This is a genomic window from Streptomyces sp. Z423-1, from assembly GCF_013009255.1.
Lineage (GTDB): Bacteria > Actinomycetota > Actinomycetes > Streptomycetales > Streptomycetaceae > Streptomyces > Streptomyces gossypiisoli.
This window is the reverse complement of sequence record NZ_CP053109.1, coordinates 7,682,883-7,697,757: the sequence shown is the minus strand read 5'-3', so window position 1 is coordinate 7,697,757 and position 14,875 is coordinate 7,682,883. Positions and strand designations below refer to the sequence as shown.

General features: G+C 71.0%; 15 protein-coding genes. 2 read left to right on the top strand and 13 right to left on the bottom strand.

Features of this window, described 5'->3' with window-relative positions:
• The first annotated feature begins 50 nt into the window (after positions 1-50).
• Complete coding sequence (locus HJD23_RS34655; protein ID WP_171113447.1) at positions 51-899, top strand: siderophore-interacting protein; 849 nt, start codon at positions 51-53, stop codon at positions 897-899.
• 36 nt (positions 900-935) lie between these two features.
• Complete coding sequence (locus tag HJD23_RS34650) at positions 936-1,883, top strand: RluA family pseudouridine synthase (RefSeq protein ID WP_171113445.1); 948 nt, start codon at positions 936-938, stop codon at positions 1,881-1,883.
• On the opposite strand, the gene HJD23_RS34645 is transcribed toward HJD23_RS34650, so the two are convergent.
• The 13 genes from HJD23_RS34645 to HJD23_RS34585 all read right to left on the bottom strand — a co-directional run bounded on the left by HJD23_RS34645 (position 1,877) and on the right by HJD23_RS34585 (position 14,822).
• Positions 1,877-3,382 carry a cytochrome P450 gene (locus HJD23_RS34645; RefSeq protein WP_171113443.1) on the bottom strand — a complete coding sequence of 502 codons (1,506 nt, stop codon included), beginning with the start codon at positions 3,380-3,382 and terminating at the stop codon, positions 1,877-1,879. The genes HJD23_RS34650 and HJD23_RS34645 overlap by 7 nt on opposite strands.
• Before the next feature lie 60 nt (positions 3,383-3,442).
• Entirely contained in the window at positions 3,443-4,063 is a 621-nt protein-coding gene (locus HJD23_RS34640; protein WP_171113441.1) for an ATP/GTP-binding protein, read from the bottom strand.
• Positions 4,044-4,493: a DUF742 domain-containing protein gene (locus tag HJD23_RS34635; protein ID WP_171113439.1), complete on the bottom strand. Its 450-nt coding sequence runs from the start codon at positions 4,491-4,493 to the stop codon at positions 4,044-4,046. Before HJD23_RS34635 ends, HJD23_RS34640 begins: the two co-directional genes overlap by 20 nt.
• Complete coding sequence (locus HJD23_RS34630; protein WP_141309447.1) at positions 4,490-4,897, bottom strand: roadblock/LC7 domain-containing protein; 408 nt, start codon at positions 4,895-4,897, stop codon at positions 4,490-4,492. Before HJD23_RS34630 ends, HJD23_RS34635 begins: the two co-directional genes overlap by 4 nt.
• A complete protein-coding gene (locus tag HJD23_RS34625) occupies positions 4,894-6,495 on the bottom strand; it encodes an ATP-binding protein (RefSeq protein ID WP_171113437.1) in 1,602 nt (533 codons plus the stop codon). Before HJD23_RS34625 ends, HJD23_RS34630 begins: the two co-directional genes overlap by 4 nt.
• A gap of 368 nt (positions 6,496-6,863) precedes the next feature.
• Entirely contained in the window at positions 6,864-9,668 is a 2,805-nt protein-coding gene (locus HJD23_RS34620) for a DEAD/DEAH box helicase (RefSeq protein ID WP_171113436.1), read from the bottom strand.
• Positions 9,669-9,753: 85 nt separating this feature from the next.
• A complete protein-coding gene (locus HJD23_RS34615) occupies positions 9,754-10,644 on the bottom strand; it encodes a diacylglycerol kinase (RefSeq protein ID WP_171113434.1) in 891 nt (296 codons plus the stop codon).
• Between the two features lie 58 nt (positions 10,645-10,702).
• Entirely contained in the window at positions 10,703-11,665 is a 963-nt protein-coding gene (gene tatC / locus HJD23_RS34610) for a twin-arginine translocase subunit TatC (protein WP_171113432.1), read from the bottom strand.
• 48 nt (positions 11,666-11,713) lie between these two features.
• Complete coding sequence (gene tatA, locus HJD23_RS34605) at positions 11,714-12,001, bottom strand: Sec-independent protein translocase subunit TatA (protein ID WP_171113430.1); 288 nt, start codon at positions 11,999-12,001, stop codon at positions 11,714-11,716.
• Positions 12,002-12,261: 260 nt separating this feature from the next.
• A complete protein-coding gene (locus HJD23_RS34600) occupies positions 12,262-12,456 on the bottom strand; it encodes a hypothetical protein (RefSeq protein WP_141309252.1) in 195 nt (64 codons plus the stop codon).
• A gap of 56 nt (positions 12,457-12,512) precedes the next feature.
• Complete coding sequence (locus HJD23_RS34595) at positions 12,513-12,803, bottom strand: hypothetical protein (protein ID WP_171113428.1); 291 nt, start codon at positions 12,801-12,803, stop codon at positions 12,513-12,515.
• On the bottom strand, positions 12,800-13,849 hold the full coding sequence (locus HJD23_RS34590; RefSeq protein ID WP_171113427.1) for a WYL domain-containing protein: 1,050 nt from the start codon (positions 13,847-13,849) through the stop codon (positions 12,800-12,802). The genes HJD23_RS34595 and HJD23_RS34590 overlap by 4 nt, the downstream gene beginning before the upstream one ends.
• A gap of 19 nt (positions 13,850-13,868) precedes the next feature.
• Positions 13,869-14,822 (bottom strand): WYL domain-containing protein, encoded by a 954-nt coding sequence (locus HJD23_RS34585; protein ID WP_171113425.1) that lies wholly within the window; start codon positions 14,820-14,822, stop codon positions 13,869-13,871.
• Positions 14,823-14,875 lie beyond the last annotated feature (53 nt).

The window sequence follows — 14,875 nt, the reverse complement described above, 5'->3', positions numbered from 1 at the left end:
AAAGTGCTAGCTTAGGTAAGCCTAAGTTATTCGGGATCAGGGAGGCCGTCATGGCAGAACGTCCGGCCCGCCAGCCGCGCAGGGCTCACTCCGCCCAGGTCGTCCGCGCCGAGCGGCTGACCCCTCACATGCAGCGCGTGGTGCTCGGCGGCGACGGCCTCGCCGAGTTCGCGGCGGGTACGTGCACCGACCACTATGTGAAGCTGCTGTTCCCCCCGGCCGAGGGCGTGACCTATCCGGAGCCCTTCGATCTTCAGCGGATCCGCGAGGAGTTGCCGCGCGAGCAGTGGCCGGTCACCCGGACCTACACCGTGCGCGCCTGGGACCCCGAACTGCGCGAGCTGACGCTGGACTTCGTGCTCCACGGCGACGAGGGCCTGGCCGGTCCCTGGGCGATGCGCGCCCAGCCCGGCGACACCCTGCGCTTCATGGGCCCCGGCGGCGCCTACGCCCCCGACGCGAGCGCCGACTGGCATCTGCTCGCCGGTGACGAGAGCGCGCTGCCCGCGATCGCGGCCGCCCTGGAGTCGCTCCCCGACGGCGCCGAGGTCCGGGCCTTCGTGGAGGTCGCCGGGCCCGAGGAGGAGCAGAAGATCGACTCCGGCGCGGAGGTCGTCTGGCTGCACCGCGGCGACCGTCCCATCGGTGAGGCGCTGGTCGAGGCGGTCCGGGCGCTGGAGTTCCCCGAGGGCCGGGTGCAGGCGTTCGTGCACGGCGAGGCTGCGTTCGTGAAGGAGCTGCGCGGGCTGCTGCGCATGGAACGCCAGATCCCCCGCCAGGACCTGTCCATCTCCGGCTACTGGCGCCTCGGCCACAACGAGGACGGCTGGCAGGCCGCCAAGCGGGAGTGGAACGCCCGCATCGAGGCGGAGCAGGAGACCGGGGCGACGGCCGCTTAGGCGTACGCGGGTCGTTCACCGAGATCGTTGGGCGTGATGAGACGCAGGACCCGGATTCCGCCCTCCCCGCTGCCGCAGCGTGACGGGGTGGACCCGGTGCGGGTGCGGCTGCCCTTCGAGGGGGCGTGGTCGACCGTGCGGGAGCACCTGGTGCAGCGGCTGACGGGGGCCGGTGCCGGGGTCGTCGACGGAATGTTCGAGGCGGGGCTGATCGTCGGGGCGGACGGCACGGCGGTGGCGCCGGACGCGGCGTATGTGCCGGGGATGTTCGTGTGGTTCCACCGGGAGCTGCCCGACGAGGTGCCCGTGCCGTTCCCGCTGCGGGTCGTGCACCGCGACGAGCACATCGTCGTCGTCGACAAGCCGCACTTCCTCGCCACCACCCCGCGCGGCGGCCATGTCGCCGAGACCGCGCTCGCCCGGCTCCGCCGCGAGCTGGGCATCCCGACGCTGACCGCCGCGCACCGGCTGGACCGGCTCACCGCCGGGCTGGTGCTGTTCACGGTGCGGCCCGAGGAGCGGGGCGCGTACCAGACGCTGTTCCGGGACCGGCGGGTGCGCAAGGTGTACGAGGCGGTGGCGCCGTACGACCCGACGCTCGCCCTGCCCCGGACGGTGCGCAGCCGGATCATCAAGGAGCGCGGGACGCTGACCGCCCGGGAGGTCGAGGGCGAGCCGAACGCGGTGAGCCGCGTCGAGCTGATCGAACACCGCGCGGATCTGGCCCGGTACCGGCTGGTGCCCGGCACCGGGCAGACACATCAGCTGCGGGTGCATATGAACGCGCTGGGCGTCCCGATCCTCGGCGATCCGCTGTATCCGGTGGTGACCGACCCCGTGCCGGCCGGTGACTTCCGGTGCCCGCTGCAACTGCTGGCGCGGGAGCTGGAGTTCACCGATCCGGTCACGGGGCGGGCGCATGTCTTCCGCAGCGGGCGGACGCTGACGGCCTGGTCCGGGGACCCGGAGTGGGCCGGTCAGTAACCCCGCCACCAGCGCAGGAACCTCTTCCAGACGCCCGGCTTGCGGGTGCCTGCCGGTTCCGCGGCGGGCGCGGGCTGCTGGGGCGCCGCGGTGGCGGTGCCCGCCTGCTCAGGGGCGGCCTCGGGCAGGGGCGCCGACTCGGGTGCCGGGGTGCCGACCTGCCAGGAGCTGCGCTGGCGGGGCACCGCCTGCAGGCCGGGCTTCTCCATCACGTCCTGCGGCGGCTTGGGATCGAACCGCACCGGCAGTTCCACCAGGTGGCGTGAGGAGATCGACTCGGACCAGTTCAGGTCCTCCTCGTCGCAGTCGAGTTCGACGTCCGGCAGCCGCATCAGCAGCGCGTCCACACCGATGTCCGCGATGGCACGGCCGATGTCCTGACCGGGGCACTCGTGCGGGCCGCCACCGAAGGCGAGGTGGGAGCGGTTGCCCTGCATGTTGGCGGTCAGGTCGGGCCGTACCCGCGGATCGACGTTGCCCGGCGCGGGGGCGAACAGCAGCCCGTCGCCCTTGTGGATCCGCTGGCCGCCCAGCTCCGTCTCCTGCTTGGCGAAGTAGGCGAAGACCGCGCTGAACGGCGGCTCGTCCCACAGGGACTGCTCGACCGCCTCGGGCACGGTCATCTGTCCGCCGTTGAGCTGGGCACGGAAGCGCGGGTCGGTGAGCACCGTGCGCAGCACGTTGGCGAGGAGGTTGGCGGTGGCCTCGTAGGCGGCGATGAGCACGACCCGCAGGTGTTCGCGGACCTCGTCGTCGGTGAGGCCGGCCGGGTGGGTGACGAGGTGGCTGGTGAAGTCCTCCTCCGGCTGGGCGCGGCGCTTGGCGGCGAGCCGCCCGAGGGCGTCCACGATGTACTGGTTGCTGGCGATCGCGGTCTCGGTGCCCTTGAGCATGTCGCGGGCGGCGTGCACGATCCGGTCGCCGTACTCGTCGGGCATGCCGAGGATCTCGCACATCACGGCCATCGGCAGGTGGTCGGCGTACTGGCTGACGAGGTCGGCCTCGCCCGCCTCGCAGAAGCGGTTGACCAGGAGCTGGGTGTAGCGGGTGATGTGCCGGCGCAGGCCGCGGAAGTCGATGGTGGTCAGGGCGCCGGTGACCGCGCCGCGCAGCCTGAGGTGCTCGTCGCCCTCGGCGTGCGAGCAGATGGGCTGCCAGGCGATGTGCGGCATGAGGGGGTGGTCGGGTTTGACCATGCCCTCCAGCAGGGGCGACCAGATCCGGCTGTCCCGGGTGAACTGCGTGGGCGAGCGGACCATGTGCAGGTTCTCGGCGTGGCCGAGGACCACCCACATCGGTACGTCGTCGTGGAGCAGCACGGGCGCCACGGCACCGTGCTCGGCGCGGAGCTTCTCGTACAGGGCGCCCAGGTCCTGTGCCTGGGGGCCGTAGAGCCGGTGCAGTCCGCCGGGGCCGAGGGTGTTGTGGGCGGGGCAGCCGGGGGGCGGGCTGACGGAGACGTCGTCGGTGCCGGTCGCGGAGTGGGATTCAGGCGTCACAGCGAGTCGCTTTCGGAAACTGTGGGGGAACCGTTGTCTGGGAAGTGGGGCTGGGGCGGGTCAGGTGAGCTGGCCCGTCATGGAGAGGGAGTGCAGGAAACGCATCAGCGTCATCAGGACCTCCTTGCTGGAGGCACGGCGGCGGGCGTCGCACTCCAGGATCGGGATCTCCTCGGACAGGTCGAGCGCCGTGCGCAGCTCCGGGATCGGGTAACGAGGGCCGTCCGGAAAGGTGTTGACGGCGACCACGAAGGGCACGCCGCACTCCTCCAGCCGGCCCATGACGTCGAAGCTGACCTCCAGCCGCCGGGTGTCGACCAGGACCACGGCGCCCAGCGCGCCCTCGAACAGCCCGTTCCACAGGAACCAGAAGCGTTCCTGGCCGGGCGTGCCGAAGAGGTACAGCACGAGTTGGTCGGTGATGCTGATGCGGCCGAAGTCCATCGCCACGGTGGTGGCCGTCTTGGAGTCGGAGCCGTAGTCGTCGTCGACACCGACGCCGGCCTGCGTCATGGTCTCCTCGGTGGTCAGCGGTTTGATCTCGCTGACCGAGCCGACCATGGTGGTCTTGCCGACCCCGAAACCGCCCACAATGACGATCTTCACCGCGGCCTGTGCCGTGTGCGGCAGGTGGTCCTCGGTGCGTGGGCCCGGGACGGTGTCAGAGCTTTTGAAGTCCATGCATCACCGCTTCGAGGATGGAACGGTCAGGGAGCGCCTGGCGAACGACTGGGGCGCGCGCCTGCACGAGTTCGGCCGTCAGCATCTCGGTCAGCAGGACGGTGATCACGCTGAACGGCAGACTGAGGTAGGCCGACAACTCGGCCACGGACAGCGGGGCGGCGCACAGCCGGAGCACCGCCGCCTGTTCCGGGCTGGTGGACGGCTTCGGCTCGGCGCGCGCCACGATCAACGTGACCAGGTCGAGCTCCGCGCGATCGCCGTCCACCTCACCGATCACGAACAGGCGCTCGGGGTTGGAGGGTTTGCCGTCCTTGCCCTGTGTGCCGTCCGTGCCGTCGTGGCCCGCGCCGCCCTCCTGGGGGGCCGGCTGCGGCTGGGGTGAGGGCTCCTCCCTGGGGGAGCGCCGCTTGCGTTGCGGAGGAGTCATACGGCCTTCCCGTTGCGCCTCGGCGGACTGGTCAGGTGGGGACCGATCCGGTCGACGAGGTCGCGCATCTGGGCGCTCATCAGGCCCGGTTCGGCGACGATGTTGGACAGCACCGCGAGGTAGGCGTTGGGCCCGGCGGCCATCAGGTAGAAGTAGCCGCCGTTGACCTCGATCAGGATCATGCGCATCTGACCGTCGCTGGTCGGGATCTCGTCGGCCACGGCGCTCGCCAGGCTCTGCAGTCCGGCGCAGGCCGCGGCGACCCGGTCGGCGGTGTCCGGATCGCCGCCGTGGCGGGCGATGCGCAGTCCGTCGGCGGAGAGCACCACGATCATCTGGATGCCGGGTACGCCCTTGGCGAGGTCCTGGAGCATCCAGTCGAAGTTCGCTCGGTACGCCATCAGTTGGGGTCCCTCTCGTCGTCGGCCTGGGCACGGGCCGGCTCGTTGGTCGGCTGGGTGGACGAGGTCGGCTTCGGTCGTTTGAGCCCCTCCATGAACGCCTCGACCCACATTCCGGGCGGCGGCTGGTCCTTGTCCTCGGGCTTGGGTTCGGGGGCGCCCCAGACGGACCGGGGTTCGCGCCCTTCGCGTTCGGCGGCTTCCTTTTCGGCGCGTTCGGCGGCGTACTGCTCGCGGATCCGCTGGCTGAGCGGGGTCTTCACCCGGCTGCGGCGCTGCGGCAGGCCGTTGGCGGTCCACTCGGTGACGACCGGGACGTCGTCCTCCATGGAGACCGTGGCCGGGACCTTCGGGCTGGTCGGGCGGCGCCGCTTCGGCGGGCGCTTGGGGCCCTCCAGCGCGTCGGGCGAGACGGTGGGCACGGAGGTGGCGCCGATGCCGTGGGCGAGTCCGACGCCGGGCTCGTCGGTCAGCATGTTGCTCGGCACGATGACCACGGCCCGGACCCCGCCGTACGCCGAGGAGCGCAGCGCCACCTGCATGTTGTACGCCCGGCACAGACGGCCCACGACGGCGAGGCCGAGGCGCGGGGCGTCACCGAGGTCCTGCAGGTCGACGCCGGCCTTGGCGCGCTCCAGCATGCCCTCGATCCGGGCGCGGGCCTCCTCGCTGAAGCTGACGCCGGCGTCCTCGATCTCGATGGCGACGCCGGTCTGCACCTGGACCGCGGTGACGTGCACCTTGGTGCTCGGCGGCGAGTAGCGGGTGGCGTTGTCGAAGAGCTCGGCGCAGGCGTGGATGACCGGCTCGACGTAGATGCCCTTGACGCTGATGCGGGCGATGTTGTCCAGCTTGATGCGCCGGTACTCCAGGATCCGCGACATTGCGCCGCGCAGCGTGCTGTACAGCGACACCGGCAGCGGCCACTGGCGGCCGGGGCGGCCGCCGCCGAGGACGGAGATGGAGTCGGCGAGACGGCCGATCAGCGCGTTGCCGTGGTCGATGCGCAGCAGGTCGTCGAAGACCTCGGGGTTGCGGCCGTGGTCCTCCTCCATCTCCCGCAGCTCGTTGGCCTGTTGGTGGACGATCGCCTGGACACGCCGGGCGATGGTGACGAAGGAGCGGGCCGCGGAGTCGCGCAGGGTTTCCTCGTGGTCCACGATGCGCATCAGCTTCTTCAGCAGCTGGCGCTGTGGGTCGGGCATGTCCCGGAAGGCGGGATCGACCAGGCTCAGTTGGCGGATCACCTCGACGGCGCTCACACCGCCGGCCATCCGTCGCAGCGCGGTGGGCACGATCTCCTCGCCGAAGCGGACCCAGTCCTCGTGGTGGTCGGCGATGCGCCGTTCCAGATACGCGCTGTGACGGGCGTGCTCGGCCTGCGCGTCCCGCAGCGCACGGCCACGGCGTACCGCCTCGGCCGCGGTGGCGATCACCAGGAGCGTGGCGACGGCGCCGCAGATGCCGACCGCGGTCCGGGCCGAGGGTGCCACCAGGGCGACGGCCGTTCCGGTCGCCGCGGCCATCAGTATCGCGGGGAGCAACAGCACGCGCGCGTAGGGAAGTTCACGGCGTGCGGGTGGGGATTGAACACTCACCATGTGGGCCCTCTGAAAGCAGTCGGCGGGGAGTCGGGGGAGCTGGCGGGGGTATGCGTCATGGGACTGTTGGGATCATCAGGATTTTTGGGAACAGGCGCACGAATACACCGCAACTCGGTGCGCTGCGGGCGAGCTTAGTCCGACCGGATCATCGCCGTGTCATATTCAGCAACCGCCTGAAACGGGACCCGCAACAGGAGTACGCTCGACTCCATTTACACGCTGGGATCACATTCGCACACGGTGCGTGACGGCAAACAGGCATGCGACAGCAACTCACCGTGATGAGTGAATAAGCGGCTATTTATGGACCACCGGAGCAGCAACGCCCCTCAGGGGCGCGGGACCCCGCACCCGCCGAACAACCGTCACCCCACCGACGAGTAGGCGACAACCCCCCGCAGCAGCCCCTCAACAGCCTTCCGAGCGTTCTTCACAACCGTCGACCCCACAGGCGCGGCCGCACTGATCTGCCCCAGCACATCAATGACCTGCTTGCACCACCGCACAAAGTCCCCCGCCGGCATCTCCGCCTCGCGCAGCACCTCGTCGAGCCCCTTGCCCGAGGCCCACATGTACGCGGCCCAGGCGAACCCGAGATCAGGCTCCCGCTGCCCGACCCCCTCGGTCTGCGTGATCCGGAACTCCTCCTCCAGCGCGTCCAGCCGCCCCCAGATCCGCACCATCTCACCGAGCGCGGCCTTCGCCTTGCCGGAGGGCAACTTCGGTGCCAGCGCATCGTCACCGACCCGCGCCTCGAACACCAACGCCGAGACACACGCGGCGAGTTCCGCCGGGGCCAGCCCCTCCCAGACGCCCGCGCGCAGACACTCGCTGGCGAGCAGATCCAGTTCGCCGTACAGCCGCGCCAGCCGCTTGCCGTGCTCGGTGACCTCGTCGTCGTGCAGATAGTCCAGCTCGGTCAGCAGCGCGACGATCCGGTCGAACGTCCGGGCGATCGTGTTCGTCCGCCCCTCGATCCGCCGTTCCAGCTGCGAGGTGTCCCGCATCAGCCGGTGGTACCGCTCGGCCCACCGCGCGTGATCCTCGCGGTCGTTGCACCCATGACACGGATGCGCCCGCAGCGCCGCCCGCAGCCGTGCGATCTCCCGGTCGTCCGCGGCCTGCGACCGCCGCTTGCGCTGCCGCTCCGGCGCGATGTGCCCGGCCTTGCTGCGCAGCGCCGACGCCAGGTCCCGCCGGGACTGCGGCGAGCGCGGGTTGAAGGACTTCGGGATCCGCATCCGCTCCAGCGCCTCGACCGGCACCGGGAAGTCGATCGACGCCAGTCGCTTGACCTGCCGCTCCGCGGTCAGCACCAACGGCCGCGGCCCGTCGTGGTGTTCGAACCCCCGGTGTCCGTTGGACCGCCCGGCCGGCAGCCCCGGATCGAGCACCAGCGCCAGCCCGGCGTACTTTCCGCTCGGCACATGGATGACGTCACCGGGCCGCAGCCGTTCCAGCGCGACAGCGGCCTCGGCCCGCCGCTCCGCTGCCCCCTGCCGGGCCAACTCGGTCTCGCGGTCCTTCAGTTCGCGCCGCATTCGCGCGTACTCCTCGAAGTCCCCGAGGTGGCAGGTCATGGACGCCTTGTAACCGGCGAGCCCCTCCTCGTTGCGCTGCACCTGACGCGAGATCCCCACGACCGACTTGTCGGCCTGGAACTGCGCGAACGACGTCTCCAGCAGCTCCCGCGAGCGATGCCGCCCGAACTGCGCGACCAGATTGACCGCCATGTTGTACGACGGCTTGAAGCTGGACCGCAGCGGATACGTCCGTGTCCCGGCCAGTCCCGCCAGGTGCTCGGGGTTCATCCCCCGCTGCCACAGCACCACGGCATGGCCCTCGATGTCGATGCCGCGCCGCCCCGCACGCCCCGTCAACTGCGTGTACTCGCCCGGGGTGATGTCGGCGTGCTGCTCGCCGTTCCACTTGACCAGCTTCTCCAGCACCACCGACCGGGCGGGCATGTTGATGCCCAGGGCCAGCGTCTCGGTGGCGAAGACCGCCTTCACCAGCCCCCGGACGAACAGCTCCTCGACGACCTCCTTGAACGTCGGCAGCATGCCCGCGTGGTGGGCGGCGATGCCGCGCTCCAGGCCCTCCAGCCACTCGTAGTACCCGAGCACGTGCAGGTCCTCGGCCGGGATCGAGGCCGTGCACTCCTCCACGAGCGCCCGGACCCGCTCCCGGGCCTCCTCGTCGTTCAGCCGCAGCCCGGCGTACAGGCACTGCTGGACGGCGGCCTCGCAGGCGGCGCGGCTGAAGATGAACGTGATCGCGGGCAGCAGGCCTTCCGCGTCCAGCCGCTCTATGACCTCGGGCCGGCTCGGCGTCCACACCCGCGACCGCTGCCGCCGCTCCCGCTCCCGGTCGGCCTCACGCATCGCGCGGCCGCGCCTGCGGTCCTGGAAGGACGGGCGGCTGGCCTCCATGCGGGCCATGCGCATGAGGTCGGGGTTGACGGCCTTCTTGTGGCCCTCGCCCTCCTCGAACAGGTCGTACATCCGGCGCCCGGCGAGCACGTGCTGGAACAGCGGCACGGGCCGGTGCTCGGCGACGATCACCTCGGTGTCGCCGCGGACGGTGTCGAGCCAGTCGCCGAACTCCTCGGCGTTGGACACGGTCGCGGACAGTGACACCAGGGTCACCGACTCGGGCAGGTGAATGATCACTTCCTCCCACACGGCGCCGCGGAAGCGGTCGGAGAGGTAGTGCACCTCGTCCATGACCACATGGCCGAGGCCGAGGAGGGTCTGCGAGCCCGCGTACAGCATGTTCCGCAGCACCTCCGTGGTCATCACGACCACCGGGGCGTCGGAGTTGACGCTGTTGTCGCCGGTGAGCAGGCCGACCTTCGCGGTGCCGTAGCGGCGGCACAGGTCGTTGTACTTCTGGTTCGACAGCGCCTTGATGGGTGTCGTGTAGAAGCACTTCCTGCCCTGTTGCAGGGCGAGGTGGACGGCGAACTCGCCGACGATCGTCTTGCCCGAGCCGGTGGGAGCGGCGACCAGCACGCCCTTGCCCGCCTCAAGTGCCTCGCAGGCCTCGATCTGGAAGGGGTCGAGGCCGAAGTCGTACATCTCGCGGAAGGACGCGAGCGCGGTGGCCTGCTCGGCGGCGCGCCGACGCGCCGCCACGTACCGCTCGGCCGGTGAGAGGTCCTCAGTCATCGTGCTTTCGAGCGTACCGGTCCGCACTGACAACAGGACGATCTTTATCCGGATCCGCTGCTGTGAATCCGGCGATACCCGCAGCTCAGCGGCCCACGACACGCACCGCCCCGGGCACGCACCGCACGCTCACCGGCAGCGGCCCGAGCGGCTCCCCGTCGGCGTATCCGGTGATGCCCTCCGCCGCGATCTCGACCCGCGCCGCCCGGTGCACGGTGACCTTGGGATGGTCCACGTGTCCGCCCCGGTACACCGTCGGAAACACCCGCAGGAGGGTCCTGCGACCGCAGTCGCCGACCACCGTGATGTCGAACAGCCCGTCGGTGAGATCGGCACCCGGGCAGATGCGCATGCCGCCGCCGTACGACGATCCGTTCCCGACGGCGACGAGGGTCGCCTCGATCTCCCGGACCTCGCCGTCATCGAGGGTGAGCCGATAGGGGAACGGGCGGAACGCGGCCAGTTCGGCGATCATCGCCAGGTCGTACCTGAAGCGGCCGACCGGCATGCGCATGCGGTTGCCCCGGTCGTTGACGCGCGAGTCGAAGCCGGAGGCGAGGACGGTGCCGAACCAGCGGTCGCCGACCCGGCCGAGGTCGATGTCCCGCACCCCGTCGCCCTTCAGTCCCTCGGCGATCATCCGGCCCGCGGCGGCCGGGTCGCGCACGGGCAGGCCGAGGGCGCGGGCGAAGTCGTTGCCGGTGCCGACGGCGACCAGGCCGAGCGGGGTGTCCGTGCCGGCGACGGCCTGGAGGGCCAGATGGGCGATGCCGTCCCCGCCGACGGCGACGAGCGCTCCGGTGCCGTCCGCGACGGCGGCACGCGCGCGTACCAGTGCGTCACCGGGGTCCTGCCCGATGACCGTACGCACCGAGAATCCGGCCGCCCGCAACGCGGAAGCGGCCGACTGCGCCGCGTGGGCGCCCCGGCCGCGGCCCGCGGTGGGGTTGACGAAGAGAGTGATCTCGCTGGTCACGCCAGTGACCCTACGAGGTGCCTGGCGATCTCCGGATCACGCCGTGATAACCGTTGCGTCAGGTCACGTCGTCGTACCCGTTGACCCGGTCCTTGCTCGACTGTTCGGGCAGGGCGCGGCTCGCGCTGACGGTCTCCACCTCGCCGATGTCCTCGGGCGTGAGGTCCAGCTCGGAGGCCTCGTCGTCGGCGGGGCCCAGGGCCTCGCGGCGGCGTCGGCGCCGGTCGTTGGCGAGGGAGACGATCACCGCGGCGAAGTACAGGATCCAGATCGGTCCGGCCAGCGCCATCATGGTCAGCGGGTCGGTGCTGGGCGTGGCGATCGCCGCGAACACCGTGATGCCCATGATCATCGCCCGCCACCAGCCGAGCATCCGCTTGCCCGAGATGGCGCCGGTGAAGTTGAGCATGACCAGCAGCAGCGGCAGCTCGAAGGAGAGGCCGAAGACAATCACCATGCGTGTGACGAGGTCGAGCAGGTCGTCCAGCGGCAACAGGTTGTTGACACCGAACGGCGTGAACTCGATCAGCACGTTCGCGGTGGTGGGCAGCACCCGGTAGGCGAAGAAGGCGCCGCCGAGGAAGAGCGGGAAGCCGGTGGCGACGAACGCGTAGGCGTACTTCTTCTCGTGCTTGTGCAGACCGGGGGCGACGAAGGCCCACAGCTGGTAGAGCCAGACCGGCGAGGCCAGGACGATACCGGCCATCAGGGACACCTTGAGCGCCAGGGTGAACGGGGTGAGCAGGCCGTTGATCGTGATCTGGGCGCACGGCTCGGTGTTCCTGGCGTCGTCGGCGGCCGCGCGGGCCAGTTCTTCGAACGACTGCGAGCAACCGACCGAATCGAGGATCGGCTCGGTGAAGAAGTTGATGATGTCGTTGTAGAAGAAGGCGGCGACGATCGTGACGGCGACGATGGCCAGCAGTGCCTTCGCGAGCCGGTTGCGGAGCTCACGAAGGTGCTCCGCGAGGGGCATCCGCCCCTCGGGATCCTTCTCCTTGTTGCGGGCAGGCTTCAGCAACCCACGTTCCCATCTCGTGCGGCAGGCCGGGGGATCACCGGTCCTGCGTCAGCGCTTGGTCGTGTCCGTCGGCTCGTTGACCGGGCGGGAGCTGGACACGTCGCCGGGCGCGGCCTGGATGATGCGCTGAGCCTGGGGCTGCTGGTCGTCGGTGTTCGGCGGGTCGGCCGGGGCGGAGGACTTGTTGTCGTCCTTCATCGCCTTCGCCTCGCTCTTCAGGATGCGCGCGGACTTGCCGAGGGAGCGGGCCATGTCCGGAAGCTTCTTCGCGCCGAACAGCAGGATGATGACGACGAGGATGAGAATGATCTCGGGGGCTCCGAGCCTTCCGAACATAAGTCTTTACCTTCTCACCGAGGCGGGTGGGTGGGGTGCTGTCCGACCGGTCGGACAAGTGTCCGAACGACCGTGCTGGCAGCGATCGTAACGCCCAGGGGTGAACGTGAGGCAATCCCCGTGCGTACTCCCGGTCCACGGCCCGGGCCTCGTTTTCCGGGCCGCGACCAGCAGCGTACCTTCCGCATGGGGGAAGTTGACAGGGCGAAGCGACCCAAAGGCCCATCAAGCGCAGGAATCACAGGGGCTGACCGGGCGGCTCACAGCGCGTCCACAGACCGGGCCGTGCTCACCGCCGCCCGCTCCAAATCCTCCGCGGCCCGGTTGATACGGCGCGCGGACTCCGTCACCTGCCTGCCGAGGCGCTGCGCCTCCACGAAGACCCGCACGGCGAGCACGCCGAGAACGGCGATTCCCAGAAACCCCACAGCTACCGCGAACATCGGCCAGAACATGCCCCTGAGCCTAGGGCCTGCGCGGCGGCCACTGTGCGCAGGGTGAGCGTGGGGCGCTACAGCGTGGAGTGCAGTCGCAGGGTGCGGACCCCGCCCCCGGTGAGCAGCTCGACGATGCGCTCCCCGGCCGGCTTGCGGACGGACGCGCCGCAGTCGGGGCAGGTGAAGGAGTAGAAGGTCGTACGGCTGGTGGCGCCGATGGCCAGGCGCAGGGCGCTCGCGGCGAGCTCGAAGCGGCCGCGGCAGTCCGGGCAGCCGGCCTTGAACACCACGGGGGTCACGCTTCTCATCCCCGCGAACGCGGACGCCACCGTCATCTCCCGCACGCCAGACGCCGACTCGCTCACAGTCCCTGCTCCTGCCTGTCGTGTCCTGTGTTACCCGGGGTGACGGCCCCGGGGGCCTCCGCCTCGATCCCGTCGTACGCCGCCAGCGCCTCGCGGGCCGCCTGCCGGGCGCTGTCGGCCAGCTCCCGTGGGGCGACGATCCGCCCGTCCCGGCCGAGGCGCAGGGCGAGGCGGCGCAGCGACGCCGGGTCGGGTGTACGCAGGGTGATACGCAGCCCGCCGTCGGCAAGCTCATCCGCGCTGTCGTGCGGGTAGTACTCGGCGACCCAGCGGCCGCCGGGGCCGACCTCGACCACGACCTCCGGATCCTCGGCCGCGGGCTGCACCAGCCCCTCGGACAGGTCCCGCAGCTCGATCTCCGGCGGGGCGGACGGCTCGTCGAGGACCCTGATCTCGGCGACCCGGTCGAGGCGGAAGGTGCGGCGCGCCTCGGAGCGGTAGCACCAGCCCTCGACGTAGGTGTGGCCGACGCTGACCAGTCGGATCGGGTCGACCTCGCGCTCGGTGACCTCGTCGCGGGCCGGTGAGTAGTAACGGATCCACAGCCGGCGGCGCTCCGAGATCGCCCGGTCGACGTCGGCGAAGACGCCCCCCTCGGACTCGAAGGTCACCGACAGCCGCGAGCTGGCGCCGGCCGCCTCACCGGCGGCGGCCTCCACCTTGGCGGTGGCGCGCAGCAGCGCCTGCCGGTCGCTCTCGCGCAGTCCGGGCAGCGTGGACACGGCCCGGGCGGCCACCAGCAGGGCGGTCGCCTCGTCGGCGGCGAGCCGCAGCGGCTCGGCCGCCTCTGCCCCGAGGGCGGCGGGGTTGTGCCACCAGATGCGCTCGCCGTCGGTGTCGATGTCGAGCAGATCGCCGCCGCGGAAGCTGGTGCCGCACATGGGCAGCACGTCGAGGTCGGAGACCAGCTCCTCCTCGGTGATGCCGAAGGCGCGGGCGACGTCCTCGACCCGCGCTCCGGGACGCTCCTTCAGATACGTCACCAGGGAGAGCATCCGCCGGGTCTGGTCGATGGCGTTCGCGGGCCTGATCGGTTTGCCGGCCACTGTCTTCTTCCGCTCCCCCTCAGCCCTTGGCCACGGCACGCAGCCGGTCCACCACGTCGGCCCGCAGCTCGGCGGGCTCCAGGACCACCACGTCCGGCCCGAACTCCACCAGCCAGGCGTCCAGCCCGTGGCCGTACGGAATCTCCAACTCGTCCCAGCCGTCGCCGAGTTCCCGGACCGCCGTCGCCTTCGCCCGCAGGGGGTACCCGGCGCCCGAGCGCAGCCGGATCCGCGCGCTGCGGTCGGCGGTCTCCCCGGCCCACCCGGCGACGGTCTCCCGCACGGTGACGACGTCGGGCACGGGCGCGGTGTACCGGCCGCTGCGGGTGCGCACCTTGCCGGTGATCCGGGACAGCCGGAAGACCCGCTCGGCACCGCGGTCGCGGTCCCAGCCCGCGAGATACCAGTGGCCGCGCCAGCACTCCAGCGCCCAGGGCTCCACGTGCCGGGTCTCGGGGTGGGCGGCGGTGGCCTTGCGGTACTCGAAGGCCACCGGGCGGCGGTCGCGGCAGGCCAGCATCAGCGGCTCGAAGGCGGCCTCGTGCACGGGGATGCGCGGCTCCAGGGCGCCGTGCGCCTCGTACGGGTCGACGCCCTCGGGGAGCCCGGCGGCGCGCAGCTTCTGCAGGGCGCCGCTGGCCGCGCCCGCGAGCCGGGCCTGCTGCCACACCTTGGCGGCCAGGCCCAGGGCCGCGGCCTCCTCGGCGTCGAGGGTGATGGGCGGCAGCCGGTTGCTGTCGCGGCGGGCGAGGTAGCCGACCTCGCCGTCGAGGTTCTCGACGGTCTCGATGACCAGGCCCAGCTCGCGCAGGTCGTCCTTGTCCCGCTCGAACATCCGGTTGAAGGAGTCGTCGCTGCCCGCTTCGAGATAGGCCTCGATGGACTCTCGAAGCTCGCGCTTGCTGAGCGGCCGCCGCGTTCCCAGCAGACACAGCGCCAGGTTCATCAGCCGCTCGGCCTTGGCAATGGCCATCGACGCCCTTCGCCTTCCCTATGGTGCTTCCGACCGATGACCGTACCGCTCCG

Excerpts from the sequence above, each read along its gene's own strand:
- HJD23_RS34655 (WP_171113447.1), top strand. The coding sequence starts at position 51 with ATGGCAGAACGTCCGGCCCGCCAGCCGCGCAGGGCTCACTCCGCCCAG.
- HJD23_RS34650 (WP_171113445.1), top strand. The coding sequence starts at position 936 with ATGAGACGCAGGACCCGGATTCCGCCCTCCCCGCTGCCGCAGCGTGAC.
- HJD23_RS34640 (WP_171113441.1), bottom strand. The coding sequence starts at position 4,063 with ATGGACTTCAAAAGCTCTGACACCGTCCCGGGCCCACGCACCGAGGAC.
- HJD23_RS34635 (WP_171113439.1), bottom strand. The coding sequence starts at position 4,493 with ATGACTCCTCCGCAACGCAAGCGGCGCTCCCCCAGGGAGGAGCCCTCA.
- HJD23_RS34625 (WP_171113437.1), bottom strand. The coding sequence starts at position 6,495 with ATGGTGAGTGTTCAATCCCCACCCGCACGCCGTGAACTTCCCTACGCG.
- HJD23_RS34620 (WP_171113436.1), bottom strand. The coding sequence starts at position 9,668 with ATGACTGAGGACCTCTCACCGGCCGAGCGGTACGTGGCGGCGCGTCGG.
- tatA (WP_171113430.1), bottom strand. The coding sequence starts at position 12,001 with ATGTTCGGAAGGCTCGGAGCCCCCGAGATCATTCTCATCCTCGTCGTC.
- HJD23_RS34600 (WP_141309252.1), bottom strand. The coding sequence starts at position 12,456 with ATGTTCTGGCCGATGTTCGCGGTAGCTGTGGGGTTTCTGGGAATCGCC.
- HJD23_RS34585 (WP_171113425.1), bottom strand. The coding sequence starts at position 14,822 with ATGGCCATTGCCAAGGCCGAGCGGCTGATGAACCTGGCGCTGTGTCTG.